This window comes from Halocynthiibacter sp., from assembly GCF_049608145.1.
Taxonomy (GTDB): Bacteria; Pseudomonadota; Alphaproteobacteria; order Rhodobacterales; family Rhodobacteraceae; genus Halocynthiibacter.
Map to the genome: position 1 here is coordinate 14,882 of NZ_JBMYXF010000011.1, position 25,145 is coordinate 40,026.

At 51.7% G+C, this 25,145-nt stretch carries 31 protein-coding genes, 1 tRNA gene and 1 pseudogene; 27 read left to right on the top strand and 6 right to left on the bottom strand.

Annotated elements, in window-relative coordinates:
• Positions 1-11: 11 nt before the first annotated feature.
• Positions 12-677 (bottom strand): annotated as a pseudogene (gene lipB / locus ACPGUT_RS05470) (lipoyl(octanoyl) transferase LipB); the annotation flags it as partial.
• Between the two features lie 190 nt (positions 678-867).
• On the opposite strand from lipB, the gene ACPGUT_RS05475 reads away from it, so the two are divergent.
• A tRNA-Leu gene (locus tag ACPGUT_RS05475) sits at positions 868-954 on the top strand.
• A gap of 160 nt (positions 955-1,114) precedes the next feature.
• A complete protein-coding gene (locus tag ACPGUT_RS05480; protein WP_423989313.1) occupies positions 1,115-2,083 on the top strand; it encodes a site-specific integrase in 969 nt (322 codons plus the stop codon).
• Here ACPGUT_RS05480 and ACPGUT_RS05485 read toward each other — a convergent pair.
• Positions 2,075-2,329, bottom strand: a complete 255-nt coding sequence (locus ACPGUT_RS05485) for a helix-turn-helix domain-containing protein (RefSeq protein ID WP_423989314.1) — start codon at positions 2,327-2,329, stop codon at positions 2,075-2,077. The genes ACPGUT_RS05480 and ACPGUT_RS05485 overlap by 9 nt on opposite strands.
• 489 nt (positions 2,330-2,818) lie before the next feature.
• Positions 2,819-3,484: an NYN domain-containing protein gene (locus tag ACPGUT_RS05490; protein WP_423989315.1), complete on the bottom strand. Its 666-nt coding sequence runs from the start codon at positions 3,482-3,484 to the stop codon at positions 2,819-2,821.
• 200 nt (positions 3,485-3,684) lie between these two features.
• Between ACPGUT_RS05490 and ACPGUT_RS05495 the strand changes: the two genes are divergently transcribed.
• On the top strand, positions 3,685-4,407 hold the full coding sequence (locus ACPGUT_RS05495) for a hypothetical protein (protein WP_423989316.1): 723 nt from the start codon (positions 3,685-3,687) through the stop codon (positions 4,405-4,407).
• Positions 4,408-4,653: 246 nt separating this feature from the next.
• Here ACPGUT_RS05495 and ACPGUT_RS05500 read toward each other — a convergent pair whose 3' ends face one another.
• Positions 4,654-4,986, bottom strand: coding sequence for a helix-turn-helix domain-containing protein (locus tag ACPGUT_RS05500; protein ID WP_423989317.1), 333 nt, complete (start codon positions 4,984-4,986; stop codon positions 4,654-4,656).
• A 419-nt stretch (positions 4,987-5,405) separates the two neighbouring features.
• On the opposite strand from ACPGUT_RS05500, the gene ACPGUT_RS05505 reads away from it, so the two are divergent.
• From ACPGUT_RS05505 to ACPGUT_RS05520, 4 genes are all read left to right on the top strand, one after another.
• The gene (locus tag ACPGUT_RS05505) at positions 5,406-5,864 is read left to right on the top strand and encodes a hypothetical protein (protein WP_423989318.1); all 459 of its coding nucleotides are present in this window, start codon (positions 5,406-5,408) and stop codon (positions 5,862-5,864) included.
• Between the two features lie 96 nt (positions 5,865-5,960).
• Positions 5,961-6,278 carry a hypothetical protein gene (locus ACPGUT_RS05510; RefSeq protein ID WP_423989319.1) on the top strand — a complete coding sequence of 106 codons (318 nt, stop codon included), beginning with the start codon at positions 5,961-5,963 and terminating at the stop codon, positions 6,276-6,278.
• Positions 6,275-6,466, top strand: coding sequence for a hypothetical protein (locus ACPGUT_RS05515; RefSeq protein WP_423989320.1), 192 nt, complete (start codon positions 6,275-6,277; stop codon positions 6,464-6,466). The genes ACPGUT_RS05510 and ACPGUT_RS05515 overlap by 4 nt, the downstream gene beginning before the upstream one ends.
• Positions 6,466-7,584, top strand: coding sequence for a DUF7146 domain-containing protein (locus ACPGUT_RS05520; protein ID WP_423989321.1), 1,119 nt, complete (start codon positions 6,466-6,468; stop codon positions 7,582-7,584). The genes ACPGUT_RS05515 and ACPGUT_RS05520 overlap by 1 nt, the downstream gene beginning before the upstream one ends.
• A 1-nt stretch (position 7,585) precedes the next feature.
• Here ACPGUT_RS05520 and ACPGUT_RS05525 read toward each other — a convergent pair whose 3' ends face one another.
• Together ACPGUT_RS05525 and ACPGUT_RS05530 are read right to left on the bottom strand one after the other, a co-directional pair.
• Positions 7,586-7,891 (bottom strand): BrnA antitoxin family protein, encoded by a 306-nt coding sequence (locus ACPGUT_RS05525; protein ID WP_423989322.1) that lies wholly within the window; start codon positions 7,889-7,891, stop codon positions 7,586-7,588.
• A complete protein-coding gene (locus ACPGUT_RS05530; RefSeq protein ID WP_423989323.1) occupies positions 7,878-8,138 on the bottom strand; it encodes a BrnT family toxin in 261 nt (86 codons plus the stop codon). The genes ACPGUT_RS05525 and ACPGUT_RS05530 overlap by 14 nt, the downstream gene beginning before the upstream one ends.
• A gap of 324 nt (positions 8,139-8,462) precedes the next feature.
• Between ACPGUT_RS05530 and ACPGUT_RS05535 the strand changes: the two genes are divergently transcribed.
• The 20 genes from ACPGUT_RS05535 to ACPGUT_RS05630 all read left to right on the top strand — a co-directional run bounded on the left by ACPGUT_RS05535 (position 8,463) and on the right by ACPGUT_RS05630 (position 25,141).
• Positions 8,463-8,672, top strand: coding sequence for a hypothetical protein (locus tag ACPGUT_RS05535; RefSeq protein ID WP_423989324.1), 210 nt, complete (start codon positions 8,463-8,465; stop codon positions 8,670-8,672).
• The gene (locus ACPGUT_RS05540) at positions 8,665-10,542 is read left to right on the top strand and encodes a DNA primase family protein (protein ID WP_423989325.1); all 1,878 of its coding nucleotides are present in this window, start codon (positions 8,665-8,667) and stop codon (positions 10,540-10,542) included. The genes ACPGUT_RS05535 and ACPGUT_RS05540 overlap by 8 nt, the downstream gene beginning before the upstream one ends.
• A 577-nt stretch (positions 10,543-11,119) precedes the next feature.
• Positions 11,120-11,782, top strand: coding sequence for a hypothetical protein (locus tag ACPGUT_RS05545; RefSeq protein ID WP_423989326.1), 663 nt, complete (start codon positions 11,120-11,122; stop codon positions 11,780-11,782).
• A 230-nt stretch (positions 11,783-12,012) separates the two neighbouring features.
• A complete protein-coding gene (locus ACPGUT_RS05550; protein WP_423989327.1) occupies positions 12,013-12,582 on the top strand; it encodes a phage tail protein in 570 nt (189 codons plus the stop codon).
• Between the two features lie 168 nt (positions 12,583-12,750).
• Positions 12,751-13,437 carry a hypothetical protein gene (locus ACPGUT_RS05555; RefSeq protein WP_423989328.1) on the top strand — a complete coding sequence of 229 codons (687 nt, stop codon included), beginning with the start codon at positions 12,751-12,753 and terminating at the stop codon, positions 13,435-13,437.
• A complete protein-coding gene (locus ACPGUT_RS05560) occupies positions 13,437-15,389 on the top strand; it encodes a phage terminase large subunit family protein (RefSeq protein WP_423989329.1) in 1,953 nt (650 codons plus the stop codon). Before ACPGUT_RS05555 ends, ACPGUT_RS05560 begins: the two co-directional genes overlap by 1 nt.
• A 2-nt stretch (positions 15,390-15,391) precedes the next feature.
• Entirely contained in the window at positions 15,392-16,975 is a 1,584-nt protein-coding gene (locus ACPGUT_RS05565; RefSeq protein ID WP_423989330.1) for a phage portal protein, read from the top strand.
• Positions 16,972-17,247, top strand: a complete 276-nt coding sequence (locus ACPGUT_RS05570) for a hypothetical protein (protein ID WP_423989331.1) — start codon at positions 16,972-16,974, stop codon at positions 17,245-17,247. The genes ACPGUT_RS05565 and ACPGUT_RS05570 overlap by 4 nt, the downstream gene beginning before the upstream one ends.
• 805 nt (positions 17,248-18,052) lie before the next feature.
• Positions 18,053-19,108 (top strand): head maturation protease, ClpP-related, encoded by a 1,056-nt coding sequence (locus ACPGUT_RS05575; RefSeq protein ID WP_423989332.1) that lies wholly within the window; start codon positions 18,053-18,055, stop codon positions 19,106-19,108.
• A 2-nt stretch (positions 19,109-19,110) separates the two neighbouring features.
• Positions 19,111-19,494: a head decoration protein gene (locus ACPGUT_RS05580; protein WP_423989333.1), complete on the top strand. Its 384-nt coding sequence runs from the start codon at positions 19,111-19,113 to the stop codon at positions 19,492-19,494.
• A 12-nt stretch (positions 19,495-19,506) separates the two neighbouring features.
• A complete protein-coding gene (locus ACPGUT_RS05585; protein WP_423989334.1) occupies positions 19,507-20,499 on the top strand; it encodes a major capsid protein in 993 nt (330 codons plus the stop codon).
• A 109-nt stretch (positions 20,500-20,608) separates the two neighbouring features.
• Entirely contained in the window at positions 20,609-20,989 is a 381-nt protein-coding gene (locus ACPGUT_RS05590; protein WP_423989335.1) for a hypothetical protein, read from the top strand.
• A complete protein-coding gene (locus tag ACPGUT_RS05595; RefSeq protein WP_423989336.1) occupies positions 20,989-21,357 on the top strand; it encodes a hypothetical protein in 369 nt (122 codons plus the stop codon). The genes ACPGUT_RS05590 and ACPGUT_RS05595 overlap by 1 nt, the downstream gene beginning before the upstream one ends.
• Positions 21,357-22,130: a hypothetical protein gene (locus ACPGUT_RS05600; protein ID WP_423989337.1), complete on the top strand. Its 774-nt coding sequence runs from the start codon at positions 21,357-21,359 to the stop codon at positions 22,128-22,130. Before ACPGUT_RS05595 ends, ACPGUT_RS05600 begins: the two co-directional genes overlap by 1 nt.
• Positions 22,130-22,600, top strand: a complete 471-nt coding sequence (locus ACPGUT_RS05605; RefSeq protein WP_423989338.1) for a phage baseplate assembly protein V — start codon at positions 22,130-22,132, stop codon at positions 22,598-22,600. The genes ACPGUT_RS05600 and ACPGUT_RS05605 overlap by 1 nt, the downstream gene beginning before the upstream one ends.
• The gene (locus tag ACPGUT_RS05610; protein ID WP_423989339.1) at positions 22,600-22,893 is read left to right on the top strand and encodes a PAAR domain-containing protein; all 294 of its coding nucleotides are present in this window, start codon (positions 22,600-22,602) and stop codon (positions 22,891-22,893) included. The genes ACPGUT_RS05605 and ACPGUT_RS05610 overlap by 1 nt, the downstream gene beginning before the upstream one ends.
• A gap of 20 nt (positions 22,894-22,913) precedes the next feature.
• The gene (locus ACPGUT_RS05615) at positions 22,914-23,156 is read left to right on the top strand and encodes a hypothetical protein (RefSeq protein WP_423989340.1); all 243 of its coding nucleotides are present in this window, start codon (positions 22,914-22,916) and stop codon (positions 23,154-23,156) included.
• On the top strand, positions 23,156-23,545 hold the full coding sequence (locus ACPGUT_RS05620; RefSeq protein WP_423989341.1) for a GPW/gp25 family protein: 390 nt from the start codon (positions 23,156-23,158) through the stop codon (positions 23,543-23,545). Before ACPGUT_RS05615 ends, ACPGUT_RS05620 begins: the two co-directional genes overlap by 1 nt.
• The gene (locus tag ACPGUT_RS05625; protein ID WP_423989342.1) at positions 23,542-24,498 is read left to right on the top strand and encodes a baseplate assembly protein; all 957 of its coding nucleotides are present in this window, start codon (positions 23,542-23,544) and stop codon (positions 24,496-24,498) included. The genes ACPGUT_RS05620 and ACPGUT_RS05625 overlap by 4 nt, the downstream gene beginning before the upstream one ends.
• Complete coding sequence (locus ACPGUT_RS05630; protein ID WP_423989343.1) at positions 24,491-25,141, top strand: phage tail protein I; 651 nt, start codon at positions 24,491-24,493, stop codon at positions 25,139-25,141. Before ACPGUT_RS05625 ends, ACPGUT_RS05630 begins: the two co-directional genes overlap by 8 nt.
• Positions 25,142-25,145 lie beyond the last annotated feature (4 nt).

Consider the following 25,145-nt stretch of genomic DNA (forward strand, 5'->3'; position numbering starts at 1 on the left):
GGGCAGGCGGCTTACTCCGCCTGCGTTTCAAATAGGTCCATAAAGCAACGTTTTAGGGCCACATCCACATCATCCATCGTCACGGGGAGGCCAAGATCCACAAGGCTTGTAACGCCATGTTCCGTGATGCCACAGGGGACAATACCACTGAAATGCTCTAGGTCGGGTTCCACATTGATCGAAATTCCGTGAAAGCTGATCCATTTGCGCAGACGTACACCAATGGCTGCGATTTTGTCTTCTTGCAGTGCGCCTGTGACTGTCAGTGGTTTGTCATCTCGCTGCACCCAGACACCAACGCGCCCGTCGCGTTGTTCCCCTTTGACGTTGAATTCGGCAAGGGTTGCGATCACCCAATCCTCTAGCTGTTGAACAAACTTACGCACATCGCGCCCACGTTTCGTCAGATCTAGCATAACATAGGCCACGCGTTGCCCCGGGCCATGATAGGTATATTGGCCACCACGCGGGCTGTCATACACGGGAAAGCGATCTGGATCGGTGAGATCATCGATATTGGCAGAGGTTCCAGCTGTATAAAGCGGGGGATGTTCCAGCAGCCAGATTGCCTCTTCGGCCTCACCTGCTGCAATTTGGGCAACCCGGTTTTCCATTTCCTGACAGGCGGTTTCATAATCCACCAGCCCGGAAGAAATAATCCATTCCACCATGTCCTTGCCCCTTGTATCTGTCGCAAGGTCTTTTCTAACGGGCGAAAAGCAGAATGACCATGGGGGGAAATGGGGGAGGGGGTAGCATCATCTGAGCGTATCCCAGGCGCCAGAATTTTTTATATTCAGGTGTTTTTTCCTCTTCCCTTCCCGGTAAGGCCCAGCTATGAAGCGCGCACAGACTACCTGATCACGTGCGGTCGTGGCGGAATTGGTAGACGCGCAGCGTTGAGGTCGCTGTGGGGTAACACCCGTGGAGGTTCGAGTCCTCTCGACCGCACCAGAGTATCACTAAGAAACACACACTAAGCTATATTTTACTGTGTGTTTGCTAGGTTTTTCACCTTGGAACATATGCGAACACACATAGAACAATACGTGAAGTTGTGTTTCAATTACGACTGAATTACGATTTACGATGACATCGTAATCAGGATTCTAGCGTGGCCACATTCAAAAAGCTTACATCGGGGAAGTGGCAAGCACAAATTGCGCGGGCTGGGGTTCGCCGTGCGAAGAGTTTCCCGACAAAATCAGCCGCCAAAGATTGGGCTGCTAGGCAAGAATATCAGATTTCAGAGGGAACTGACAGGCAGGTCGCGTCCGGTAGGCTTTGGGATTTGTTTGATCGATATGCACGGGAGGTGTCACCAAAGCGTAAAGGCGCAAGATGGGAAATCGTTCGTTTGGAGCGATTGAAGGGTGAGGATATTGCTAAAAATTCGTTGGCAGAATTGTCACCTCTGATCTTTTCTAAGTGGCGAGACATGCGGCTGGGTGAGGTTTCGCCGGGATCTGTGATCCGGGAAATGAACTTGATGTCTGCGGTGCTAACTGTGGCTCGTAAGGAGTGGGGGTTGATTTCTGTCAATCCGCTTTCTGATGTGCGCAAGCCAGCCAAGCCGCGCCCGCGAGATCGCCTTTTGAAGCCCGGCGAATTGGATAAGTTGTTGGAGCAAGCTGGTTTTGATCTATCAAGGCAGATAGGTCGCGCCGTTCATGCGTTTCGTTTTGCAATAGAAACCGGAATGAGGGCTGGGGAAATATTGAGCCTGACCTCTGAATTGGTCGATCTTGAGAAGCGTGTGGCAACTTTGACCGATACTAAAAACGGCACTGCGCGAAAGGTGCCTTTGTCGAATGCGGCTGTTGAGCTTTTGAAGTTACTCCCGGACGCTCCGACTTACTTTGATTTGTCGTCAGCGAACCTTGATGCGCTGTTTCGACGGGCGCGTGATAACGCCAAGATCGAAGGCCTTCGGTTTCATGATAGCCGCCATGAGGCGGTGACACGGTTATCTAGAAAACTCGATGTGTTAAGCCTTGCACGCATGATCGGCCACAAGGATATCAAGATGCTGCAGGTCTATTATAATGAGAGCGCAGAAGATATTGCGAAGCGCTTAGATTAAGGCGCTTCGCGGAATCAGGATCTTGGATCCGGCACGTTGGCTGTCAATTTTCCCTTTGCTAACCCATTGCCGCACAGTGGCTTCTGTCACGCGTTTAACCTTCGCAGCTTCTGCGACAGTCAAGAGATCGCTGCTGTGTTCGCCGGTTAATGTGTCGACTTTCTCAGATAGCTCTAAAATTTTTGCCAAAAGCGGAGCGTTGGCCGCCATGACGGCTTCTTTCATTTCGTCTTGAAATGCACTCATCTTAATAGCTCCATTTCGTCATTGCCTTGGTGCTGTTTTGGTTCGAGCCTTTTCTGATCGTCCCATGGTGTTGCGGGCATTGTAACCGCTGTTCCGCGTTGGTGCCGTGACACAGCTTGCATTGATGCAAGTGTCGCGCCGGGTTTGCGTGGCTCTCTTGGCGGTCTGAGCGTGTGTTGCTTGGGCGTTCCTGATATCCGGTTCATAGGGCCGTTGAAAAGAATTGGTTTGTCAGTCATTGGGGGTGCCCTTGTCTATGATTTCAAGGCTGAAACGAAAAGGTTCTGTTACCTTGGTCAATATGGTGCGGGTTGTTTTGATTAGGACGCGGTGGCCGTCGCACTTGTTGCAGGGATTTTCGGCTGTCACGCCATCGAAATGACTTCGCGTCCTGTTAGCCCCGCTGCCCTTGCAGAGATCGCAAATGATATAGTCGTGCATGTTGCTTCCTCTGTTAAGCTTGTGGATGAGCGCGGGGCGATGGATTGCCTATGTGCTGGCCGGTTTTGAAATTTGTTGGCGCAGATCCTCTAGGTCAATGAAGTCATCTGCGCTGCGGCGTAACTGGTCTGAACAAAGGCTTCCGTTCTTAATGGTCGAGACCATGGTCACACGCGTGCCGCGCTCTTGCAGGGCCGTGATCAGAGGGGCAAAGTCAGCGTTGCCCGTTAGAATAACCACATGATCAAGGTGCTCAGCATGCTTAAGCGCATAGCAAGTCATCAAAACACTGGCATTTCCACGATACTGGATCTCACCATCGCTGCCTGTGAAGCTTCGTGTTTGGATGGTTTGTACGTCGAAGCCATTGTACTGCAACCAATCAAACGTTTTGCGCTGGGGGTTGAACTCGTCAGGGTCGTGATCATTGACTGTTGCAAAGTATTGGACGCGATTTAGGCGACCTTTAGATGCGAATAGGTCTCGCAGGGCTTTGTAATCAATCCGCAAATCCATAGCGCGTACAGTTTGATAAAGGCTGTAGCCGTCAATAAACAAGCCTATGCGTTCGGTGTTGTAAAACATATCAATTCCTTGATTTAAAAGGGCAGGAGGCATGAACAGAAAGCTCTCTGCCAGTGGTCTGGAGGCCGGGAAAGTTTCCTCCTGGATGTGAGGGTTGGAATTCCGGATGGCACGGATGTTTTGGTACATGTAAAATGTACTGTCAATAACTTTAGTACAAAATAAATGTACTTTTCGGATTTTCAGTTGATGAAGATCATAGGTGTTGCAGGAAATTAAAGTGCATTTACGGCGTGCTTTTTTGAAGCTTATAGGTTGGCCGTGAGTGCTTCATTTGATTGATCAAGGATGCTCACGCTACACAAAAATAGACATTAGGTGTTACAGGAATGGCAAAATTAGTAGACTGTAAAATTTGCAGTAAAGAGGTTTCATCAAAGGCGAAAAACTGCCCTCATTGTGGGCAGAAATTACGATCAGGTGCCTTTGTTACAATCCTTAAATGGATAGGTATCATTTTGGTTGCTCTAACCGTATTGGGGCTCATTTTGCCCGATCCTGAGGAAGAAACTCAAGCCTCGCGGGCAATTGATACTCAAGATGTAATTGATGTGGAGCAGCTAGAGCCCGTTGGGGTGGAAGACATTAGGCCTCAATCTCAGATCGATATACTATTGGCTGTGGATGCTGCAAGATCTGCAGCTAGGCTGGCGGCAAATGATATGCAGAAGGGTGCGGCTTTGGCAGAAAGATCAGCCGCTTTTTGCAATGCCCTTCCTGGAGGTAAGCGGATTAGTGACTGGACGGGTGAGATTTATAGCATCTCGGCTAATGGTGATGGAAAGGGAGTCTTGGTTGTAACTGTCGGGGATGACGTTTGGGCTTCGACATGGAATAATGCGCTTTCCGACATTGGAACAAACTCCCTTATTGAGCCAGGGACCGATCTGTTTGCGTCTGTTAGCGCTATGTCTCCCGGGGATGCTGTGCGATTTTCAGGTGAGTTCTTTACTGACGCTGAGACATGTATGAGTATGCACAACCTCTTTTTTGACGGAAAAATTACCGATCCTGAGTTTGTATTTAGATTCTCATCAGTGGAAGCTCTCTAGTAAATACTTTAAATGATGCCTTTGTGTGGGTGGCGTACCGGTGAGTGGTACGCCGCCTCTTTTTTCTTTCTGCGCGCCTTGTTGTTCCCTGAATGTTCCCATATGGATATCTTGCAAATCGAGAAAGCGGCTCGGCAATAGTCTTGAGCGCCTCGTCACCTATTCCGCAAGGCGGTATTAACTAGGGAATATTGGGGGCGGTAATGTACGCGATTGCAGTTTATTTCGTAAAATACGGCATTAATATCAATTGGTTGTTTGATCCAGTTCATTGTGCACGTCTTGCAATTTTTCGAAGAGACGATCCTGGACATCCGAAGGCAGTTGAGAGAACTGACCGTAGATAAGAAAATTAAAATCGATCCTGTGTTCACGAAAAAAGTACATCATTAATGATCGTGATGGGAGGGACCTTGCCTTCTCTACGTTGTTGATGGCCGCTTTTTTGACACCTGCGTTGGCACCTACATCTTCTTGGCTATTTCCTGTGTATAGGCGTGCCGCCTTTGCGCGAATTGAGGATGCTTTGGCATCTCCATTACCGGTTAAGGCGAGGCGTTCTTTTTCTGCATAATCCATATCTAAAGACACCATATAGTACATAAAAAGTGAACATATCTATTTTGTACCGGTTGACAGTACATAATATATGTACCAACTTGCGCATCATGACTGATGTTGGAAATATATGTAATAGAATTGGCCGCATAGCGTTGGCCGAGGGGCTTGGAGTTTCCAGGGCTTCTGTAACCAACGCCATTGCTGCAGATTGCTTCCCTGCGTCTTGGCGCGATGTCGTTGAGGAGCTCTGTGAGCCGCATGGCGTAAAAACGGACTGCCCAGAATTTAAGCGTTTGTTTGCAATGAAGCCTTCTAAACTTCACAACGGCATAGCACCTGCTTGCGTAGGTACGGCTTGATGTCTGATATCGTTCGTTCTGTTTCATGTTTTCACTATGCTGCTTCACAGTGTTCCTGCATAGGAAACGGGGTTTCTGATGCCTGACCTCCGCAAAATCTCACGCGCAAATATGAAATCCATCGTTGATTGGTTCGGCTGTTTTGATGCGGTTGCGGAAACCATCAATGCCCGCTGGGGTGGTGGCGCAAGTAAAGGCACGATCAGCAAAAAGGCATCCGGCGTGCTGGATTGGACCGTGGCTGATGTGATTGCGCTGGAGGATGCTTCTGGGCGCTTTCCTGTGACGCGTTTGATGCAGCGGCGGTTGGAAGGTCGCCTTGTGATGGCTGAGGGTTGTCTCGTGGCGCAGTCGGGGATCATCGCGAAGGAAAGCGGCGAGGCCATTTCGGCCATTCTTTCCGCAGAGCAATCAAGTTGCGCCAATGAAAAGGCGCAAGCAATCACTGAAATTGACGAAGCTATGTTGGCTTTACAGCAAGCCCGAAACCGCTTGGAGGGGCCGGTAAATCTTGCGGCCCCCGGGAGCGATCAATGATCAAGTCCGGTGATTATCCCATTCGTTGTGACGATGAAGAAGGCATCTTCAATAATGTTGAAGTCTTGCCGTTGGTAGATCTGATGGAGGGTTCCAATGACTGATCCCCGCGCCGCATTTTTTTCCTTGGCTTCGACCTGTGCTTTGAAAGCTAAGGTCAGCAAGCTTTCGGTTCGGGATCGTCTGAAGCTTGCTGAAATGTCGATTGTTTCGATGCGCGATGAGGTCGAGTGCATGGAGGCGCTTTCTGATTTTATCGATCACGTGACCGATAATCCGGTTTCTGCGGCAGAGCGGTTCCAATCTGATTTGGAGCATTTGTTTCCGAATGATGATCCGCGCCGACCAGAAAGGGTTCTGGACGAAATTGAGCAAGAGCGCCACGACTGGCAAGACCGGGCGGATCTGCAATGAGCGGGGTTCGCCGCAACGGCGATGACGTTACCGTCACGTTGACAGCTGACCAGGCATTCACTTTGCGCGTGGCATTGAAGCCGGTGCGTGTTGGGGAAACCACAAGCACAGCGACACAAAAATTCCGAGACCGCCTTGATAAAGCCTTGGCACGTGCTCTTGGTGACAACTGGAAACGGGGGCGCTGATGGATTATCAAGATGATCCGCGCCTGCTTGAGGTCAAGGCAATCCCAATGGTTGAGATGATCGACCGCTTGGGCATTGTTGGACTTAAATCTATGGGGCAAGAGCGCATCGGGCCTTGTCCTTTGTGTGGTGGTCGTGACCGGTTCGCAATCAACATTCAATCAAGTGCTTTCTTGTGCCGGAAATGCGGGATTGCGGGCGGCGATCAAGTCGGCCTGGTGATGGCTGTTCTCGGTCTGGATTTCAAAGGGGCGCTGACTGCTATGTGCGGTAATGCGCCGGCTGAAATCGATCCGGCTGAAATGGAACGTCGACGTGCGAAAGCTGCGGAAGCGGATCGCAAGCAGAAACAGCAGCAGGAAGATTATCGCCGCCGTTCTATTGAGGTTGCGCTTGGCACGTGGAATTCAGCGGAAAACGGGCATGATGGCCTTGTCCCTGCCTATCTGGCTGCACGCGGCATCGATGTTGATGATTTGCCGATCGGTATGCCGGATGCGCTGCGCTTCATTGATGATCATCCATACGTCAAAAAGATCAACGGCAAGAATGAGGTCGTGCATCGCGGGCCTTGCATGATTGCGGGCATCTTAAACCCGCGTGACGAATTAACCGCAGTTCATCAAACGTGGATCGATCCGCAAGCGCTGCATGGCAAGGCATCGATCACATGGCATGGTGAAGATATGCCCGCAAAGATGGTGCGCGGTTCTAAGAAGTCTGGCGCGATCCGCCTGTCTGAGCCGAAGGGCTTTGATACGCTGGTGATGGGCGAGGGGATTGAAACCACGCTGACCGCGATGCTGGCTGTTCCGTTTCCGGGGGCTGCTTATTGGGCGGGCGTGGACCTGGGCAATATGTCCGGAAAAATGCAGAAGATCAAAGGCCAGCGTTATTCCGGCCTGCCGGATATGGACGACCTTGATGCCTTTGTGCCGCCGCCCTGGGTGAAGCGCCTTTACTTCATCATGGACGGTGACAGCGAACCCAATATGACACATGCAAAACTGATGTCTGGCTTGCTTCGAGCGATGACTGTTGTTCCCGGCCTGCGCGGTGGGATCGTCAAGGCCGGGCCGGGGGTTGATTTGAATGATATGCTGGTGGGGGCTGAATGACTTACATCCCCACAGCGGCGCGCAACATTTCATTTGCACGTGATTGCCAGCCTTTGCCGCTGTCTTTTAGTGCTTTGACTAAATCGGCATCCAAGCGGATTGACACAGCCTGTTTTGGGTTGTCCAAAGCAGGGCGGCCCCGGCGCTTTATCTCAGCGCCAATCTTCGCGGCTAACTCGGGGCAAGCCTCCGAAAGCGGACGGGACAGGGACAGTTCTTCGTCTGTCAGTTCCGGGCTATCGGCGTTATCCCAATCTGCTTTTGTGTATCCGTGTTTTGCGGCATGTGCCGGGTCAAACTCTGGCATATTCTTCCCTTTCCTTTTTGCTGGCGGGGCGCATGGAGATCACCGAGATGGCTTCTGTGCCCAGTTCAGCGAAGATGGCCACGATGGTGCCATCGTCCAGCTTACCAATGGCAAACTTGCGATTGTCGCGGCTGTCACCAATATGTGCGGCCTCAAAGAATTCAAGCGTCAGATCAGCGAAGTCAAAGCCGTGCTTGGCTTTGTTCATCTGCCGTTTCGGCTCGTCCCATGTGATCAATGTTTCCATATATACTGTATATACATTAAATGCAGTACCTGCAATAGCGTATATACATTAAATGGTGTCGTTCCGATATTGACTAATGCACTTGAAGCAGGCAATGTGACCGTGCAGCAGGGGAAATGCTCTGTTGTCGGGATTGGCGTCCTGTCTATACGTAGGTGCTCTGCTAGCCGCGCCGAAACTCGACGCGGCTTAAATTATGGTCAGATGCGCAGGAGAACCCTCGGGTTCGCCGTTCCTACGGGCGGTAACGCCAATCCTGTGTCATCTGGCCACCAGAGATTGGCGTCTCGGCGGTCGGTTAAATCCAACCGTAGGAGGCCTATGATGCCTGCCAATGATACCTATTTTGACCTATACACCACCCTTGACCTTAAGCTGAACGATATCGCCGGAACGGTTTCCGCGCTTGAAATCGTCACAGAAGAATTCGACGGTATCCCGACGCGGGATCTCGAAACGCGCCGTTTGCGCGGCACGATCAGCGCCCTGACCAAAAGCCTCACCCTTCAAGTGAAGGAGGCGCAGAATGTCTGAAGATGGCCTGAACAATGTGCGCAAGGCGTTTGAAAACCCAGAAATGGTTGAGCCTGTGGAAGGCTTGCTGCCACGACCAGAGGATGAACCGGAAGCAGGGCAGGGCGCAGGCGCACCACCCCACACCCCGGACTATGATGATATCGATCCATATGATTTTGTCCCTGAAATGGATGGGGCAAAACTGCCCTTGAATGATGTTGGCAATGGCCAGCGGTTTGCTTTGTATTGCGGCGAGAATGCCAAATATGTGCCGCGTGTCGGTTGGCATATCTGGGATGGTCGCCGCTGGAAGTTGGACCCAGACGGCATCGAAGTGCGCCGCCTCGGTCAGACCATTCATGAACGCATTAACGCTGAAATCCCGTTTGTGCCGCTGAATGGTGGCGAGATGCGCAAGCAGCAGAAGCTTGAGAATATTCGAGAGCAGCTGAACGGTGAAATTGATGCTGAGCGCAAAAAAGAGCTGGAAGAAGAAAAGGCGTCTTTGACGTCTGATCTGTGGGGCAAGGGTTCCACCAGACAACGGCACCTGACATTCGCAAACTCATCCGGCAATAACGGCAAAATCAAATGCATGCTGGAAGAAACAGTCACCAGTCTGCACTGCCTTGTTGAGGATCTCGACGCGGACCCAATGACGGTGAACACGGAAAGCGGCTTGCTGCGGTTCTCGGTCGAAGTGGATGAACATGACGCGGCCTTTACGCCAGCTGGTCAGCCAGCGCCAAAGCGTGCGGGTGTTGTTGAGTTGCCGCATGAGCGCGAAGTGTCGATCGCTGGCAAGAACCGCCCGCAATACATTACAAAAATGATGCCTGTGGAATATGACCCATCGGCCACCTGTCCGAAGTTTGACGCGTTTCTTGAACGCATCATGCCGGATAAGGAAGACCGCGAATTTCTTGCGCGCTGGTTTGGGCTGTCCATGTCAGCACTGCCGATTCAAAAGTTCCTATATTGCTATGGCATGGGGGCAAACGGTAAGTCATTGCTGACCAACCTGATGCGCCGCATGCTGGGCGATTACGCCACGATGGTGAAGATCGAAAGCCTGACGGGCAAGAACCGCAAATCTGGTTCTGATGCCACGCCTGATCTGTTTCGTTTGATTGGTGCCCGTGCGGCGCTGACCAATGAGCCGGAAGAGGGTGAGCGCCTGCAGGAACAGAAGGTCAAAGAGATGACTGGTGGCGATGAAATGCTGGTGCGCACGCTGCATTCTGATTTCGTTGAATTCACGCCGTATTTCAAGCTGACCTTCACCGGCAACCATAAGCTGGATATCCGGGGCACGGATGATGGTATCTGGCGGCGTCCGCTGCTGATGCCCTTTGATGTTCAGATCCCGGCGCATGAACGTGACGAGATGCTTGGCGACAAGCTGTTTGACGAAGAACGCAACGGAATCCTGAACTGGATGATTGCGGGTCTGAAGGACTATCTGGAAGGTGGGTTGCAAGAACCTGAGAAGGTTGTCCTGGCGACCGAAGAATATCGCAAAGACAGCGACCCGGTTGGTGATTTCCTTGCCACGGGTTGTGTGATGGATGGTCAAGGTGACTTCCTTCGCGCGCGTGACTTCGTGGATGCCTGTTATCTGTATTTGCTTGAAAACACGTCACATGCTTGGCAACCGGGAAACCTCCAGCGCAAATTGAAAGAGCGGGCGGGCAAATATATGCACCCGGCCAGCAGAAAGTCCTATACGCGACACAAGCGCAATGGGAACTGGGGATACACAGGCGTTCGATTGACTGCAGATATGCAGGCGCGCCTTGATGCGGCTCCGCGAGACCAAAAGGGTCTTCCGATGTTACGAAATGATGACGACGACGGGTCGTCGTCCAGCGGACACCACCCGTTGTGATGTGCCGGGCGGCATATTCAAGTCAAAGCGCCGCCCGCACCCCGCACCCCTACATTCTAATTCGATTGATTTCGGGGCAGGTCTCAAAGTTCTGCCCCGTTTTGGGGCGTATCTTCAAGAATACTCCCTTAGAAAATTACACGTATTTACAATCGTTTGCGGTTGTTTTGGGGCGCTTGGGGCGCATAGGGCAGAACTTGGCGGGGTTCGCGCGTGCGTGTATCTTCCGGGGTCTGGGGGAAATAAGCCTCACGTGTAAGTCACATATTTGTGCCCTATGCGCCCCGCGCGCCCCGCCTTGCGTTTTTCTTGCGCGTTTTCAGATGGTTACAACTTCGAATATGCCAGCATAGTTCTGCCCCGTTTTTCCGAGTTCTGCCCCAAGCGCCCCAACCTTCACAAACAACTTCTACATCTTGTTTAAAAAAACAACGAAACAACAATATCTTGAATTGAGAGAGTAGCGATGAAACAAAAAGCGGTAAGCCAAGCCTGTTGCACTGATAAAAAGGGGGTAAAGTTCCCAGCTCATCTCTGTTGCCATGTTTGCCGCAAACGGGCGGCTAAGGTTGAACGGTTGCGCATAATCGCGGTTGGCACTGCGCCAGACACATGTAGTCAGGAATTGCCGGTCGCGCCGGGCCGTGGCGAGGTTGTTCCCTTTCGTGAAGTTCAGGTCTTGTCGAAGGGGGAGGGTGACTTTGAATTGTCGACCATGCCGTATCGCAGTGGCTGCCCTGGGCGCGCGCGTGATATCTTTGACGTCATGACCGAACAGGCCACACGGCGAAAGGGCGGCGTTGTCCCATTCACTGCAGCGCAAGTGGAAATCGCCCGCGACTACCGGGATCTCTGCGAACGGATTGAGGGCTCTGGCATCAAGTGTTCCAGCACCTTTAGTGATCATATTGGTGGGCAAGGTAAGGTTGATTTCATGGACGCCTATATGCGCGACACAGAACGCCTTGCTTTGTTTCGCGCGGCCATTGGTGAGGGTCTGGCAATGGAAACGAAGCGCCGGGTTGCGGCCAATGTGGCGGGTATCAAGGTTGGCGACATTCAATTACGCGAGATTGGGCGCAAGATGATCACGTCCACTGTGCTTGTCGATATGGTGTGTATCGCAGAAAAGCCCCTCAGCGGCGTGTTAGAAGCCCATGGCTGGCGTGCGACCGGAAAAAACAGAATGACGCTTCGTGCGGCTCTCTGTGCCGCTCTAGGGCGCATGCAAGGGGTTTGAGAAAGGGTGTTGACAGTTAGGACCACCGGATTTAACTGTATACCTATCATCACGAAATGCGCCCACGGGAAACCGGCGGGCGTTTTTGCTTTTGTAGATGTCAATTTGTCTGAAAAGAACTGCTTTGAGTGGATGGATCTAACCAATCCAACTGAGGAGGTGCGCCATGTATCGCGGGGTAATGCTCGCAGGGCAGGATCTGCCTGATAGCTTATGAAGCGAGGTGTTCAATGTTCAAAGTTGGTGAGGTTGACGTCAAAGGCTTGAAGCAATTCGACAATTTGTTGGGGGCTTTGGGGGAGAAACCTGCCCGTGAAGTAATCAATAGGGCGTTAAATCGCACTGGGGATATGGCGCGCACGAAGGTTGTTCGGGAACTTTCCAAGCAAACAGGCTTGCCGCAAAAGACCATCCGTAAAGCTGTGAAGGTCGATAGGTCGTCATGGCAAGATTTGGAGTATCGCCTGACGGCATCGGGCGGCAACGTGTCACTGAAATACTTCAAAGCGCGCGAAACCCTGCGGGGCGTGACTGCCAATGTGCGTGGTAAGCGTGAATTGTTTGAAGGATCATTCATCAAGGGTGGTAGCTTTGATCGTGGCCGTGTCGTTGCGCAGGGATTGAATGGTCATGTCTTCCAACGCATCGGTGGTCGCACTGAATTAGAAAAGCTGAAGTCAGGTGTGTTCATCCCAATCGAGATGGTTGAAGGCGCAACGGCCAAAGCTTTTGATGATGTGGTGTCGAACGTTCTGCCACGCCGCCTTGACCATGAAATCAACCGCCTGATCAAAGCATAAATGCTAAGTAAGCGGCCCCCAAAAACTTAGGGACCGTAGATCTATTCTGCCGCACGCGGGGCGTGAGCTGCCCGAGGGTTCGCCAGTCAGACGGGTTTTGTGAAGCGTCAACAAACTGGGGGCGTGTCAACAACATCCTGTCAACAAACCTGTAAGGGTGGTGTCAACATGCAGCCTCAACTTCTGACAAAGGCAAAGTTTGCAGAGCATATGGGGGTTTCTCGATTTGCAGTCAGTAAATGGTTGGAGCGGGGAACGATTACTTCTGCGGCTTTGGTTGGGGAAGGACGCAAGGCTAAGATCAATGTTACTTTGGCCGTTGAGCAAGTGCGACAAAACCGAGATATCGGGCAGTCACTTGGGAATGGGATTGAAACGCGGACGTCGACCGAGGCGGTTGCGGATGAGAAGGCGGTGCCGACTGAGGTTCAACCTGATCTTTTGCCCGTTAAACCCGAGGCCGTGGCTGTTGAACCGCCCGCAGCCCCGACACAAAAGCAACCAAAGATTGATACCGTTGAAGACCAGCTGAAGCGCGCGCGGTTGGAAGAACAACACCGCAAGAACCGCATTGGTGCTTCTGAAGAAGCACTCCAGCAGGGCTTGCTGATGTCGTCGGATGATGCGCGCGAACAAATGTCCCGTGTGGCGGGCATGATGTTGCAGATTTTTGAAGGTGCATTGACTGATTTTGCCGCGATCACCGCGTCACAGTTCAACGTGCCGCAACGCGATGTTTTGCATACGCTAAAGAATGAGTTTCGGAAGGTTCGCAAGGCCGCGACCCAAAAGGAACAGGCGCGGATCACGGAATTAGAGAAGGCCACGATGACCTCTGTAGAATTGGATGGGTGATGCTAGATATCGCAGTCACAAACGCGGAATGGATGCTGCATGACGTCTTGGCTGATGTGTTGGATCCACCGCCGCCAGTCGACTACCTGAAATGGGCAGAAGACAACATTGTGTTCTCGGAGCGTGAAAGCGAGTTTTCCGGCCCTTATAACCGTGAACGCTTTCGCTATTTCGACGAAATACTGAGGGCTCTGTCACCAGAGGATGCATGTCGCCTGATTTCACTGGCAAAATCCGCGCAGCTTGGTGGTACGGTGCTTGCGAACATCTTCACAGGTGGTTCCATGGAAATGGATCCCGGTGATATTCTCTATGTCCACCCGACTGAAGAGAACGCGCGGCGTTGGTCGAAGATGAAACTGTCGCCGATGTTGAAAGGCACGACGTCTCTTCGCAATATCTTTCCGATGAAAGCCCGCGATGGGCAGGATTCTGTAACCTATAAAGAGCGCCGCGATGGTCGCGGTGCCATTCTGATTTCTGGTGCGAACTCGCCCGCGTCACTTTCGCAGGTATCCATGAGCCGACAAGTTCAGGATGACCTTGCAAAATGGGATATGAACTCGGCTGGGGATCCTGAGAACCAAGCTGACAGCCGCAGCCAGGGCCGTGAGTTTGCCAAGATTTTCAAGATCTCGACGCCAATGGTTATTCCAGGCTGTCGCATCACTACAAACTTTGAGGCCGGGAGCCAAGAATACCCCTATGTTCCATGCCCGCATTGTGGGCACATGCATGTGCTTGAATGGGAGAACATGTTCCAAAACTTGGATGAAGATCATCCAGAGAAAGCGCATTTTAATTGCCCTGAATGTGGGTGCGTAATTGAAGACCACCACCGCGCCGAAATGATCCCATATGTTGAGTGGCGGGCGTCCAATCCAAAAATGAAGCGGTTCCACCGTTCGTTTTATCTGTGGTCTGCTTATTCGCCGTTGCAATCATTTGAGCGTATCGCGCGTTCTTGGCTGGCTGCCAAGGGCGATCCGCTGAAAGAACAGACATTTTGGAATGACGTTGTCGGTAAGGCTTATCGGATTCTTGGTGAATCTCCACCATGGGAGGATCTTCGGGACCGGGCATCTGAGGCCGATTATGATCACGGCACAATTCCAGCGGGCTATCCGTTGTTGACTTGTGGAGTGGATTGCCAAGGGGATCGTGTTGAATGGCAGGTGGTTGCCTGGGGGCCAAACAAGCGCCGGGCCGTGGTGGAATACGGCGTCTACAACGGGCATATCTCCGATGAGATCTGCCAGTCAAACCTGAATGCATTGCTGAAACAAGGCTTTCGGAATGCTTATGGTCGCAAGATCAAGATTGATCTTCTGGCGATAGATGGCAATGCCTACACCGAGGACGTTTGGGATTGGGCGCGCAAGCATCCAGCAGGTCGGGTGATCATGGTGCGCGGTGTGCATCCTGAAAGCGCGCCTTTGCTGGCGCAGGTGAAAAAAGAGCGCAACCGGCGCGGCAAGATTGTTCGCTATTCAAAGCGTTTTTACAACTTTGCATCTGCGGTCATGAAGATGGCTCTGTATCGCAATCTGAAGAAAGAGGATCCGCTAGAGCGTGGATTTATTGGCTTGCCGAGAGGTTTGGACGATGAGTTTTATCGCCAGATTACGGCGGAATCCCGGCAGGCTGTAAAAGCCAAGTCGGGGTTCACACGTTATCTTTGGGTGAAAGATCCTAGCCAGGCAAACGAAGGCTTGGACACGCATTTGCAGGCTGAAGCCGCAGCCACACGATTGGGGGTTCGCAGCCTCCCAGATGCGGAGTGGGAACGCTTAATGGCGGAACGTGAATGCCCGCCAGAAGATGTTCAGGCAGATTTTGACGATTTACTTTTGGCCACGCAGATCAATGTGGCGGCTGACGTACAAGATGAACCGCAGAATGATCCGGATGCTGAGAAGAAACGCATTCAGAACAAATGGAGGAAGAGATAGCTGTGACTGGCCTAATTCGACCTGATGGGACGCCATTGGTGGCATCCTCTGCTGCCAATCGCACGACAGCTCGCTATTTGCGGGACACAAAAAGCGGCGCCATTGCATCTCGCGTTGCACCATTGACCAACAGCCGGGATGATATTCGCCGGGCATGGTCGCGCAGTGCGGGCCTTGCGATGGATTTGATTCAGAACTCAGGTCGCCTGAAAGGGGCTTGTGATCAAGTCATTGCCGACACAGTTGGGGTTGGTCTTACATTGACGCCGGACCCTGATTTGACGGGCTTGGGTTATGATGATGCGGAAAAGGCTGCTTTCATCCGGTTGCTAAAACGCCGTTGGAAAGCTTATTGGCTCGACAAAAAAGAATGCGACATGCGCGGCAAACTAAATGGCCCGCAGATGGTTGATATTGCCCTGCGTTGGGACATTGCATTTGGGGAAGTCACAGGGGTTTTTGATTTCTTTGATGACGCTGATCGCAGCCATTACGGCATTACGACGGGCACAAAACTGTGCATGGTATCGCCGCAAAAACTGGTTCAGGAGACAAGCACGCATGACGGGTTGTTTCAGGGGGTCCGTCATGATGGCAAGGGCCGTCCGGTTTCTTATCGTTTTGAAACCAATTCAGATGGTGTGAAATCTAAGCGGGATTATGCAGCGTTTGATACCGATGGTCGGCCAATGGTTTTGCATGTCTTTGACCCGATGGATGCAGATGATGTGCGCGGGATCTCAAAGCTGGCACCAGCGTTTCGCAAGCATATCCAAGCGGAAATGTTGGATGATGCAACGCTGCAAATGGCGCTGCTGCAAACGATTTTCGCCATTACGATCACCAGCGACACGCCAAGTGCGGACGCATATGAGGCGTTGGAGGTCTTAAAAGAGCAGGGCGATGATGGTGTCGCATTTGGTAAGGAATATCTGGGGTATTTGTCCGGCAGTTTGGGGGCCGCTGCTGACAGCCGGATTTCGGTTGGTGCTGATCCTCAGGTGTCTCATTTAGGACCAGGGGAAAAACTAGCCTTAGAAACCGCAAATGTGCCAGGCAAAGACTTCCTGCCATTCTCAAATAGCTTGGCGCGCGACATGGCGCGGACAATCGGTTGTTCCTACGGTGGCCTAACCATGGATTACACCGCCGCAACATATTCCAGTGTCCGGATGGAGAACTCATCGATCTGGTCTGTTGTGATGCGTCGGCGTGAACGTACCGCGGCCCCGATTTGTCAGATGTCATATGAAAACTGGCTTGATGAAGAAATCGGCGAGGGGCGTATCCCGTTTAAAGGAGGCTATGGCGCGTTTCGTGCCAATCGTCGCCGTATCTGCTGCGCGTCATGGCAAGGGCCAGCCAAGCCCACGGCAGATGATTGGAAGGCTGCGCGGGCATCAAGTGAGCGTTTGGAAAACGGCACAAGTTCAATCGCGATTGAAACCGGGGATCTCGGCGTTGATAGCGATGCACTGTTTGAAGAACGTGAACGGGAGCACCTGCGTTATTTAAAGGCCGGAATGGATTCACCTTATGCGGCAAAGCCTGATCAGCAGGTTGTGCAAATGGAGGCCGTGGAATGACGATCACCAGTACGGTCAAAATTGGCACAGATCTGATTGATATTTCTAAGCCTTGCGATGTTGTGACGGCGTTGAAGAAAATGCAGTTGAAGCTGGCGGTTGGTGGTGTGCGCGAAACAGTGCGCATCGATGGTGAAGAAGTCACGTTCATGCGGGCAAATGATCGTCGCTTGGCTGCGTTGACTACACATTACGAAAGTGAATGCGCCCGGCAAGGTGGCGGCGCAAAGCGAACCCGTTACGCAAAACGCTTTAGAATAGGGAAGTGCTGATGAAGACTCCTATCCAGCGCAAGATGTTCATACATAGTAAGAACAGTATTGCTAGATACGTCAAAGGGTTTGAATAAGCGTTGGTCCATGTGGCAATCTCGAAATTTGCGCGTGTAATAAGAACAAATGACCTAATGGCGAAACATGTCGAAACGATGATGATCCTCATCAATAGGAATATCATTGATGAGATAAAACTCATAAACAAGGATATGGACGAAGCGTCGGTAATGTCCCTTATTTCCAAGCCGCCTAGCGAGTAAGCAAGACCTCTCGAATAAGGACTTAACAGCACAAAAGAAAGATAAACGGCCAGAAAACTGATAGCACAAAAAAGTAAATCCAAACTCAATTGAATTATTGGGTGGATATGGTGTGTAGGTCCAAAATAGATCGCTCGACTTATATATAAGTTTACGATCATTAGCGGGACTGAGCCCAAAATCAGAAAAACCAGAAATGGCGGATTTTCTAGGACACGGTACAGGAACCCTTTGCTAAAGAAATTTCCAACAGAAACGACAACCAACGTGGTGAAGATAGAGAGTAAAAATACCTTCGACCATTTTATTTTGGTATCCTGAAAGAATATGCTCACCCAAATTGAAACTAAAGATTTTTCAAATTGGGATGCGGAAACCTCGTGTAGGCCGAATACAAAATCTGCGATTTGAATTTTTGATTTTGGCGGCGCCATAGCATCAAGAACAGCAAACACACCAGCGACTGAAAGAATGTAATAGATTTCGTTGAACATACAGCTTGTTAAGCCTTCTTTCAGTTCAAATCAATCTTGGAGACAATGATGACCATTTTAGTGGATGGCGAACTCGTGCTTTACGGGTTCGTTGGTGAGAACTATTGGGGCGACGGCTTTACGGCTGGTGACGTCATCGATGCGCTGGCTGAACTGGGGCGGGATGCGGATGTTACCGTCCGGATCAATTCTGGCGGTGGTTATACCGACGATGGGATCGCCATCTATAATTCGCTGTTAGCGCATAAAGGCAAGGTCTCCATTGTCATTGATGCAATGGCTGCATCTTCGGCGTCCATCATTGCGATGGCCGGTGACAGCATTTCAATGCGGGCTGGGGCGATGATGATGATCCATGATCCGGCTGGCAGCACTTGGGGCAATGCAGAGAAGCACGAAAAGTCAGTTGAACAGTTGAACAAACTGGCTGGGCTGATGGCTGAAATCTATTCAGAGCAATCTGGTGAAGACGTCGCATCGATCCGTGAAGATATGAAGGCGGAATTGTGGATGTCAGGTGAAGAAGCGGTTGAGCGGGGCTTTGCCACGGATGCTGTCGACGCGAAATCATCAAAAGTGACGGCCTTTGATTTTCGTCAATACGCCCATGCCCCGCAGAAACTTGTCGCGATGGCCAAAAAGCAAAACTGGTCCCTCAAACCAAAAGCACAAAAAGCGGCATCCGCGGCCAAAAACCAACCCAAACATAAGGAGAAATCCACTATGAAAGTAAAACCCGGAACAGGGGAACCAGCTACCGAGCAAACAACGGCGGCAACGGTATCCTCTGACGATGTGAAGGCCCGGATTAAGGCCATCACGGGAGATGATGCAGCGCAGGGCTTTGATGGTCTTGCCAAGCATTTGGCCTTTGACACTGACATGCCGGCAGATGAAGCGATCATGGCTTTGAAAGCCGCCGCATTGGATGCGCCAGCAGCTGCAGGCGAAGAACCTGCCGATCCTAAGGGATATCAGGCGCGCCGCTCTGCTGCCGCTGATTTGGCACAGCCCGGTGGCGGTGCCCCGGCACCAAAGAAAGCCACCGCAACCATCGATATGGCAAGCATTTACGGCGCTCGCGTCGCCAAGAAAGAGGTTTGACAATGTCGCATAAGGTATTGAAAACACGTGCCCTTGCGTTCCTTCTGTCGGAAGGTTCGGGCCAGATTTCACGCAACAGTGTGACCATTCCCGCAGGAACCGGGAAAGTTGGCGCAGGTACGCCAATCGGCGAGTTGACTGCAACAGCGGGCCATTTTGTTCCTTCACCAAATGCTTTGGTGGCGGGGATTGAAGGTGCCGAAGTGGCCACCGCCATTCTCGGATATTCCGTGGATGCCACGGACGCCGATGTCGAGGTCGTAGCGATTGACCGTGACGCCGAAGTCAAATTGCCAATGCTGACGTTTGAAGCGTCAGTTGATGATCAAGCCAAAATTGACGCCAAGATTGCCCAGCTTAACGCTGTTGGCATCCGCGCGCGCTAAGGGAGAGTTCCTATGGAAGAAGAATTCGACATTGTAACGCTGACGGCGTCTGTGAATAACCAACCCTTTGTGCCCGGTCAGATGGGCGCGCTTGGGATTTTTGATGAAGAAGGTGTGCCAACAACTTCCGTGAAGGTGGAAGAACTGGATGGCAAACTGGATATCATCGAGCCAACGGCGCGTGGTGGTCCTGGACAAACCATCGATGATGAAGATCGTAAAAGCCGCACATTTGAAGTTGACCACTTCGAGATCAATGACTCTGTGAATGCGGATGAGGTCCAAGGCGTTCGTATGTTTGGCACTGATGGTGACCTTGAGGTCATGGAAAACCGGATTGACGGTAAATTGAAACGCCATGCGCGTTCAATGGATGTCACTTTGGAACACCAACGTGTTGGCGCTGCAAAAGGCATCATTTTGTCGGGCAAAGGCAAGATTTTGCACAACCTGTATGATGAATTTGGCATCGCTGTTCCTGCGCCCATCGTGCTGGGTTTGGGCAGCCAGGTGTCAGGGATTGCAAGCAAGATTAAAGGCGACGTGGTCTTTGCCATCGAAGATACCCTGGATGCGTCTTATGGCCATATTCACTCTATGTGTGGGCGTGACTTCCATGCGGCTCTTTGGGATCAGAAAGAGGTTCGCGAAACCTACCTTGCTGACAATGAAGGTCACCGGTTGCGCGATGGGGCCCCGGATATCTTCACCATCGGCCATGTCACCTTTGAGCGTTTTCGCACAGGTCGACGTGCCAAGGCTGCAAACGCAAATGGCGCATTCATTGCCGATAATGAAGCACGGGCATTTCCCGTTGGTGTGCCTGATCTGTTTATCACGCGCTTTGCGCCGGGTGACTGGAATGGCTTGCCAAACACTGTGGGCCTGCCGCGTTATTCGCGTATGAAGGCAAAATACAACGACAAAGGTTATCATCTGGACAGTCAGATGAACGCGATTTCGCTTTGTACGCAGCCCGGCGTTTTGCGCAAACTGATAATCTAAACAGATTTATTGAACTGACCAAACTCAGGCCCGGTGCAAATGCGCCGGGCTTTTGGTTGAATCCTCATGCGGGTTTCGCATTGGCATTCAACCGCAACAGGAGACAATCATGGCAAATGTGAAAAAGAAATGGGTGGCTTTCAAAAGCGCTGCGATCATCCCGGCTGAGATGGCTGGCGAAGATGAGGATATGAAGGTTCAGATCGGTAAGCCAGTTCATGTTCCGGCTTTCTATGCTGACAGCGTCGTTCAAGATCGCATCGCGGATTATTGTGACGCGCCGAAAAAGAAAGCCGCCGCGAAGAAACCTGATGCGCCGACGGCTGATGAGATCGCAGCTGCAGAATTGGTTGATCTGATTGCCGCTGCACAATTGACTGTGACAGAGGCTCAGACGTTGTTTGATGATGCTGAGGGCGTTGAGGCGATTGAAGCAGCGGAGCTTGAACTCACGGCGGCAAAAGATGCCTTGGCTGAACTGCAAGCCTGATGGATAAATCCCTGCGTGATGAGTTGAGGGAGGAAGTGGATGATGTTTGGGCAGAACTGCTGGAACATCTTCCGCTTGCATCGGGTTTGACGGATCCTGATCGGCCAAAAGTGCAATTTGCCGCGGTTATTCGAACGGGTGATCGAGATCCGGAAAAGATGAACTTCGGGCGGGGAAGCAGTGCGAAGTCAGGGATCATGGCTGCGGGGGGATATCTGCGCGTTGATCGGGTGACCTATCCAGATTTGAAGTTACGCAAGGGTGACAAGCTTATTGCGTTAGATCGTGAGGGTGAGCCTGTTTTTGAAATCCTATCAGTTGATGATCGTTCGCATCTTCGCCTGATCTGTGAACTGGGAGATGCTTGATGTCATTGGCTTTGATGGCCCTGCGCATAGCAGCGGTTGAAGCGCTTAAAGCGGGTGGAACTTTGGTTGGTGACAACGTGTTGGACAGCCAGATTTCTGCTATTGATCTGACGGCTGATGGTGCGTTGCGTTCTGATCAGGAACGTCCGTTTATCGCGGTGTATTCCGATGCGGCGAAAGCCGTTGATCTGGGCAGTACTGGGTTGCGTGCAAACGGTCGGGTTGAGTTGATTTTCAACTGCGGTGTGTCCCTGACAATGGGCGAAACGAACAAAGCAACCGGTGAAACTGAAATCATTCAGGGCATTCCTGCGACAGATGCCCAATTTGAGGCCGTCCTTGATGTGGTTGGGTGCCAAATTTGTCGAACTTTGACGGATTCGGATAATCCCTGGGCGCAGGTCTTTGGTGGCCTTTGCATGTTGATTTCTAAAGACGTGGTGCGCTCAAGCAATGCGTCTCAGAATGTACGCCTTGCTTGTGGCCAGGTGAAACTGACGGTTGAAGCCTATGCCGATCCACCTTTGGGGCAGGTGTTTGCAGCGGACAGTTCTTGGCAGCGTCTTATGGATCTGATGGCTGCGCAGAATATGAAGCAGTTGGACCTTTTCCAATTGCTCTTGGGTCAACCAAATGGGGCGCAAGGTCCGAATTATGAAGCTTTAACAGGCATGACGACACGGGATGCTCAGTCGCTGACGTTATATCCGCATGCGGGTGTCACGGCAGGCACGCCAATTGCGCCGCCCACACTCGTGGTGGACCGAAGCTGATGGGGGTGGCGGAAACCATTGATGACCTACGGCGGCGAATATCGGACCTAGAGCGCCGCATCGGATCTCAAAGCCGAACCGGGGTGATCGCTGATGTTGATGCGGAAAATGGGTTGGCTCGCGTGCGGTTAACCGATGGCGCGGAACCCATGCTTACGGGCTGGATACCATGGGTTGAAGCATCGGCAGGGGCGAATAAAACGCATAACCCGCCGTCAACTGGGCAACAGGTAGAGATCACATCTGAAAGTGGTGATCTTCATGATGCAAGCATTCAGGGGAGTTTGAACTCTGATGCGAATGGCCGTCCGTCCAGTGCGGGAGATGAGTTCGTTTTGCTTTCGGTGGGGGCGGCTAAAATTTCAGTGACTGCTGGTGGTGACACACTGTCGATAAGTGTTGGTGCGAGTAGCCTCGTGATGACGGCTGCATCTGTAACGGTGTCTTCACCGCGCGTGGATCTGAACTGATGCCCGCTGTTACGCGCATGGGCGACAGTTGCACAGGCCATGGCTGTTGGCCGCCTCGTGCAAGCGTTTCAGGCAGTCCAAACGTCTATGTCAATTCGATCCCTGTGCATCGCGAAGGCGATGGTTGGGGGGCGCATACCTGTCCTGCAATTCCAGAAACGCATGCTGGCGTGTTGGGGGCAGGTTCAGGAACTGTCTACGTGAATGGCAAACAAATTGGTCGAATTGGTGACCCGGTGAGCTGTGGGTCATCTGTGGCCAGCGCCTCCAGCGATGTGTTCGCGGGGGGCTAATAATCTGAAAGGGAAATACCATGACTGCAAAAGTGAAAAGCTATGAAGTGACTGAAACACGTTTTATCGAGGGGCAACACCGCAAGGTTGGTGATCCTGTTCAGATGACTGAGCGCGCCGCAAAATATTATCTGGCCCCCTACGGCACGGGTTTGAAAATTCCCGGGCCGCGCAAAGAGAAAGTTGGCGGGTTGGATGATCCGATGGTCAAAAAACCGACCGAACACGCGACGGGAAAAGCCGTGGGAAAGCCAGGTAAGTAATGGACCTTAATCACCATACGGGGGCTGTGATCGATGGTTGGGCGCATGTTGCCCAAAGCATTGAAACCATTCTGGTAACGCGCCTGAATACGCGCGTTTTTATGCGCCAGTTCGGGTCTGATGTTCCCAATATGGTGGATATGCCCATGAATGATGCCAACATCATCGCGCTTTACGTTTCTGTTGCAGAAGCGATTGACCGGTGGGAGCCGCGCTTTGAGTTAACAGACGTTGCGCTTTCAGCGGGTGCTGACGGCATTATGAGCCTGCAACTAACCGGTAGTTATCTGCCGAATGCCCATCTTGGCGACAGCACTGTTGTAAGTGGTGAAACACAGATTATTCGAGTGCAAGGCACTCGGGTGGATAATTGGAGCCTTGCCGCATGAGCCGTTTTTCAGCCCTCGATCTTTCAACTTTGCCGGATGTATCATCAATCACATCGCTTGATTTTGATGCGATCTTGGAAGCACGTCTGGTCGAGTTAGAAGCGCAACTTTCGCAGGTCTTTGATGCCCCCAAAGTTGCTGATGTGATGGGGCTGGCGCGTAACATTGCAGCCAGTCCAATGCGATATCTGAATGAAGCAGCGGCGGCGCGCGAACTATACCTGTCAAATCAGATCAACGCGGCCATAAAATCAGTGTTTCTTTCAACGGCCCGTGGCACAGATCTTGATCAAATTGGTGCAAACCGGGGTGTTTTGCGCAAAGTAATAGATGACACTGACCCCGATAACATCATCATGGAACGGGATGAAACGTTTAGGGCGCGGATCCAATTGGTCGTTGAATCATATTCACCACACGGCACAGAGGGATCCTATGTTTATTGGGCATTGGATGCGGATGATCGTGTTTCTGATGTCGCAGTCTATGGTCCGGATCATAATTTAATCCCTGCAATACCGCCTGCAGAACCCAAAATGGTTGTCCTATCGTCGGTCGGGAATGGCACTGCGGATGCGGGGCTTTTACAGGCTGTATTTGACAATTGTACTGTTGATAAGCGCCGCCCGGTTGCTGACAAATTGACCGTGATTTCGGCCACTCCTGTGTCATATGAAATCGAGGCCGTTTTATATGTTTCATCATCGGCTTCGATGGACGCGGTTTTGTTGCAAGCCGAAGCTTCAGCCAATGCTTTCGTTGATAATCGCCAGCGCATTGGGCGAAAACTATATCGGACATCCCTGGCGGCAGCTCTCAGTGTGGATGGTGTCAAAGATGTGGTGATTACAAAGCCAGTGATGGATATCGATATTGGTCCTTTTGAGGCGCCATATCTGACATCGATGTCGGTCATCGCGCAAGCAGCCCCTGGGGGATGGCGTGATGTTTGATCGGTCGCAATCCTTACTGCCAAAGACGGCCACGGATATCGCGAAGGCATTGGATATCTTGGAAGAACGCTTGTTTGAGCTGCCTGTTGCCTCGATCTCAAAGGATCCAAGGAAGGTCTCTGAGGCGCTTCTTGAGCACTTGGCTTGGGAAAACTCAGTTGATGCTTGGGGGGCTGACTGGCCGCTTGAGGTGCGCCAGAATGTTGTTCAAGCATCTTCGGAAGTGCATCGCTTTAAGGGAACACCTTATGCGATCAAGCTTTCCTTGGCCGCAGTCGGGGTCACCGCAGAAATCGTTGAATGGTGGCAACCGGCTGGTTCTGGTGTGCGTGGCACGTTTTTGGTGCGTGCAATTTTGGACGCACCTTTATCGCCTTGGCAGTTGGATTTTATCACCGGGGGGCTGGCGGTCTCCAATGTTCATGCGGTCATTCGAGGCAATGCTCCGGTTTCGCGCGGCTGGACTATCAATGCCGTTGTCAGTGCAGAAAGCCCGGTGTTTATAGGCGCTTTCCCCTCAACACATATTTTTGCGGATGCCAGTCCGCTTATTCCAGCAGCTCCTGCGCTTTCTGCGGGGCGTTACGTCGTTGTTCATCCATCCACTCAAATACACGCCGATACTGGTGTGTCAGTTCTTTAAGAGG